Origin of the sequence: Myroides sp. DF42-4-2 (genome assembly GCF_030326445.1) — a bacterium.
GTDB lineage: Bacteria > Bacteroidota > Bacteroidia > Flavobacteriales > Flavobacteriaceae > Flavobacterium.
Genome location: NZ_JACAKI010000008.1, coordinates 1 through 4,683 on the forward strand (window position 1 = coordinate 1; position 4,683 = coordinate 4,683).

A 4,683-nucleotide genomic window follows, 5' to 3' on the forward strand; every position below is an offset into this window, starting at 1 on the left:
TTTTTGATTTGTTGAACGTTAACTTTCATAGGAAAATTGATTTTTTATGGTCAACCTATGTCAGGGACGTACATGGTAAGTGGTGAGTGGTAAGTGGTAAGTGGTATGTACTATGCGAACTGCAAAAAAAATCCCGCAGTATAAATGCTACGGGATTTTTCATGTTTTATCTAGTCAAAGAGCTAATGGAACAAACTGAGTAAATAGTTAACCGAGCGAAAAAACAGAGACTCTTCTATTTATTGAAAAAATCCTCTCATCACTCTTTTACCATACTTAAGCTTCTTCTATGTTGTAGCCGATGATTTGTTTGTATAGCGTAAAGTAAATGGAGAATAAATACGGCAACGTAATTAAGATTCCCACAACAAAGAAAAACAAGCCAGAGAACACTAAAAAGTAATTTAGAATTACCGTTAATATAATTGGAATCGGTTGTTTATTCACTACTTGAATACTCGTTTTAATAGCAGCTAGCGGTGTCATACGCCCAAAGATGATTAGAGGCGTAGCAAATAGCGTTAGGATATTAATCAGCCAATTGATGATTAGGGATACCATTTCCAGTTGGTACTCTTTGAGCAAAACCGATAATATAGTAAACAATAAGGTGATGAGTCCTTGTGCAATAAAAACATACAATCCTCTAAGGCTAAAGAAGTATTTAAAAACACTTAAAAAGCGAGGGGTTTGTCCGGTAGCGGCCTCAGCGTTAATTTTGTAAAAACCAGCGATTAGGATACTTGCTAAAGCGGAGAATAGTACCGCTGTAAGTAAGTAGGCATATAATAGGGGAGGTTGGGTGAGTTGATTTGTTAATTCCAATAATTGTTCTTGCATTTCAACAGGACTAGCCGTTTCCTTGATATCGGTTAATCGCGTCAAGGCAATGGATCCCAAAAAAGAAACAAAAAAGAAAGCCAACAAGAGGCTGACAACAACCAATAAGAGGGTTTTTTTGTAGTAAATAGCGGCTTCGCGCATCACAAAAAAAGGTTGAATGTTGTATCCTTCGTCTTTTATTCTTTGAATTGTTTGTTTTAAATGGTTCATTTGTTTGTTTAAAGTAAGTTATTATTTGATGAAATCGAAGGTATTGCCTTGGTTAATGTTTCCGGTTTGGTATCCTTTCATAAACCATTCTTTGCGTTGTTTGGAGGTACCATGGGTAAAAGAATCAGGATTTACTTGTCCAGTAACTCTTTTCTGAATGGCATCGTCACCAACGGCTTGAGCGGCACTTAGGGCAATATCGATATCTTTAGGTTCTAAATATTTTTGAATGTGTTTGGCCCAAACTCCTGCATAATAATCTGCTTGAAGTTCTTGAGCAACAGAAAGTTTATTGGCTTCTTTTTTGGATAAGAGCTGTTGTTGTTCCCAAACCTTGGCGTTGGTCCCCATTAAGTTTTGGACGTGATGACCCACTTCATGGGCTAGGACATAAGCAATAGCAAAGTTGCCTTTTTCAGCGCCAAATCGTTGGTGTAGCTCTTCAAAGAAGCGCAAGTCCATATAGATTGTTTGATCTGCCGGACAATAGAAAGGACCTACACTAGCTTGTGCATGTCCACATTTGGTTTGCACTTGATCGTCAAAAAGATGCAGCTTTGGCTCTTGGTAAATTTGTCCCATTTGATCAAATATAGCATGCCATACATCCTCTGTATCTTTAAACATAACCGAAACCATTTTACCCATTTCTACTTCTTCTGAAGAAAGGGTACGCGTTTCTACTTGTTCTGTTGTATTTCCTTGGTTCAGCTGTTCTAAAACGGGTGCTATTTGTTGTCCTGTTTCACCGCCAAAGACAACGAGTAACATGGCGATAATTCCTAGTAAACCACCGCCAATAGCTGTTTTTCCAGCCATTGATTTTCCTCTATTGTCTTGTACGTTTTTACTTTCTGTACGATTTTTCCATTTCATGTGAAATTCCTATTTTTTCGTAAATGTATGAAAAAAAAGGTTGAAATGGGGTATGTGAGATGAGTTATGCGTTCAGATTGCGCGGTTTGTTCTTTGCGCGTTTTATGGGTTTTGTGCAGGGTTTACTAAACTGTGAAGCAGTAACTAAAAAAGCTTCCCGAGGGAAGCTTTTTTTTATGCCATTGTAGTGAAAACGTTTTGTACGTCATCATCTTCTTCAATCTTTTCTAATAATTTGTCTACATCTGCTTGTTCCGCTTCAGATAGTTCTTTTGTAACTTGTGGAATGCGGTCAAAACCAGAGGATAAGATTTCGATGTTTCTGCTTTCTAATTCTTTTTGGATTGCGCCAAAACTTTCAAAAGGAGCATAGATCATAACACCGTCCTCATCTTCAAATATTTCGTCGATTCCGAAGTCAATTAACTCTAATTCGAATTCTTCTAAGTCTCTGTTGGGATCAGTAGGAATTCTAAAGTTACAGGTATGATCAAACATAAATTCTACAGAACCTGAAGTACCTAGTGTACCATTACACTTGTTGAAATAGCTTCTGATATTGGCAACAGTACGGTTGTTGTTATCCGTTGCACATTCGATTAAGAAAGCAATTCCGTGTGGGCCATAGCCTTCGAACATTACTTCTTTGTAGTTTTCGGTGTCTTTGTCAGTTGCACGTTTTATTGCACGCTCTACGTTTTCCTTTGGCATATTGGCTGCCTTCGCGTTTTGCATGACTGCACGTAATCGAGAGTTTGTATCAGGGTTAGGTCCGCCTTCTTTAATAGCCATTACAATATCCTTACCAATTCTCGTAAACGTTTTTGCCATAGCAGACCAACGTTTTAGCTTACGTCCTTTTCTAAATTCAAACGCTCTTCCCATAATAATTTATAACTTGATTTAATTGTGCAAAAATAAAAGATAAAAAAAATATATCATAAAAATGAGGGGCTTATTTTAAGCCCCTGATTTTCGATTGAATTATTTTTTGTAAAAGGGTGTTTTTACCACTTTTGCTTCAACGTCATTTTTTCTAATGCGGATGTAGATTGCGCTACCTTCTGCTGCATGCTCAAGCGTAACATACCCCATTCCGATTCCTTTTCCTAAAGAAGGAGACATCGTTCCAGACGTCACTTTTCCGATAACAGAACCCGTTGCATCAACAATTTCGTAATCGTGTCTTGGAATTCCTTTTTCCACTAATTCGAAACCTACTAATTTATTTTTCAGACCCGCTTCTTTTTGTGCTTTTAAGATATCGGCGCTAATAAAGTCTTTGGTGAATTTAGTTACCCAACCTAATCCAGCTTCTAACGGTGAAATTTCGTCGTTTAGCTCATTGCCATATAAGCAGTATCCCATTTCTAGACGCAAGGTATCACGAGCAGCTAATCCGATGGGTTTGATCCCCCAGTTTGCACCAGCTTCGAATACTTTATTCCAGATCATCTCGATGTCTTCGTTCTTTGCATAAATCTCAAATCCTCCAGAACCTGTATAGCCTGTTGCAGAAATAACAACATCTTTCGCACCAGCGAATGTATCAATGGTAAAGTTGTAGAATTTAAGCTCAGCTAAGTTTACTGCTGTTAAGCTTTGCATCGCCTCAACCGCTTTAGGACCTTGAATAGCTAAGATAGAATAGCTATCAGATAAGTTTTCGATCGTTGCATTTACATCGTTATGTTGGCTAATCCATGCCCAATCTTTATCGATATTAGATGCATTAACCACCATAAGGTATTCGTTTTCATTTACTCTATATGTGATGATATCGTCAATTACTCCTCCTTTTTCATTTGGAAAGTAACAGTATTGTGCTTTTCCATCTACTAGTGTAGAAGCGTCGTTTGAAGTAACTTTTTGGATTAATGGCAAGGCATTTGGACCAGAGAGTTTGAAAATTCCCATGTGAGATACATCAAATACGCCCACACCGTTTCTAACTGTCTCGTGTTCTGCATTTACACCCTCATATTGAACAGGCATTGAAAAACCTGCAAATGGAACCATTTTAGCTCCTAAACCTTCGTGAATGTGATTTAAAGTTACTTGTTTCATCGTGTTGTATATCAATTTTAATAATAGCGCTAAAGTAAACTAATTTTATTGGATTTGAAAATAGGATTTTATATTCAATAAACACCCCTTGATATTGAGATATTTACAATATAATTAAGATAAAATTCCCTAGTTTATGAACTAATGCTGTATTTTTTTTGAATTTTTGAAAAATGCTCTTTAGCTTGGTTTTCAGTTCGTTAGGTCGTATCTTTGCAGTGTATTAAAATAATATATAAACTATGGAAAAAGGATTGAAAATAGGCGCAATTTTATTGTTAGTAGCAGGAATGCTAAGTGTGCCACAAGATTTTTATGAATTGACAAAATTCATCTTAATTGCATTATTCGGGATCCTAGCTTACAATTCACATGTGGAAGCAAATATTAAGGGGACAGGATTGTATGTTGCTTTGATTATTTTGTTTCAACCTTTCGTTCCTCTTCCTTTTGGAGCAACGGTTTGGATGGTCTTACACGGTGTAATCGTAGCTTTTCTAGCTGTTACCTTATTTACTTCGAAAAGTAAGCTTAGCAAAGCTATTTAATGAAAAGTTAAAAAACAAGAAATATTTTTTAAAAAGTCATTCGCCTTGCGAATGACTTTTTTTTTGGGACAAGGGAAAGTGGTAAATGGTGAGTGGTAAATGGTGAGTGGTAAATGGTGAGTGGTAAATGGTGAGTGGG

The 4,683-nt window shown here is 36.8% G+C and carries 5 protein-coding genes; 1 reads left to right on the forward strand and 4 read right to left on the reverse strand.

Features of this window, described 5'->3' with window-relative positions; translation table 11 throughout:
- Positions 1–276: 276 nt before the first annotated feature.
- From HX062_RS07540 to gcvT, 4 genes are all read right to left on the reverse strand, one after another.
- Positions 277–1,053 (reverse strand): DUF2189 domain-containing protein, encoded by a 777-nt coding sequence (locus HX062_RS07540; RefSeq protein WP_182628624.1) that lies wholly within the window; start codon positions 1,051–1,053, stop codon positions 277–279.
- Between the two features lie 21 nt (positions 1,054–1,074).
- On the reverse strand, positions 1,075–1,929 hold the full coding sequence (gene ypfJ / locus HX062_RS07545) for a KPN_02809 family neutral zinc metallopeptidase (RefSeq protein WP_182628625.1): 855 nt from the start codon (positions 1,927–1,929) through the stop codon (positions 1,075–1,077).
- Positions 1,930–2,103: 174 nt separating this feature from the next.
- Positions 2,104–2,814: a YebC/PmpR family DNA-binding transcriptional regulator gene (locus tag HX062_RS07550; RefSeq protein ID WP_182628626.1), complete on the reverse strand. Its 711-nt coding sequence runs from the start codon at positions 2,812–2,814 to the stop codon at positions 2,104–2,106.
- A 99-nt stretch (positions 2,815–2,913) separates the two neighbouring features.
- Entirely contained in the window at positions 2,914–3,996 is a 1,083-nt protein-coding gene (gene gcvT / locus HX062_RS07555) for a glycine cleavage system aminomethyltransferase GcvT (RefSeq protein ID WP_182628627.1), read from the reverse strand.
- 242 nt (positions 3,997–4,238) lie between these two features.
- Here gcvT and HX062_RS07560 point away from each other — a divergent pair, with 242 nt between their 5' ends.
- Positions 4,239–4,544, forward strand: a complete 306-nt coding sequence (locus HX062_RS07560; protein ID WP_182628628.1) for a DUF6804 family protein — start codon at positions 4,239–4,241, stop codon at positions 4,542–4,544.
- Positions 4,545–4,683 lie beyond the last annotated feature (139 nt).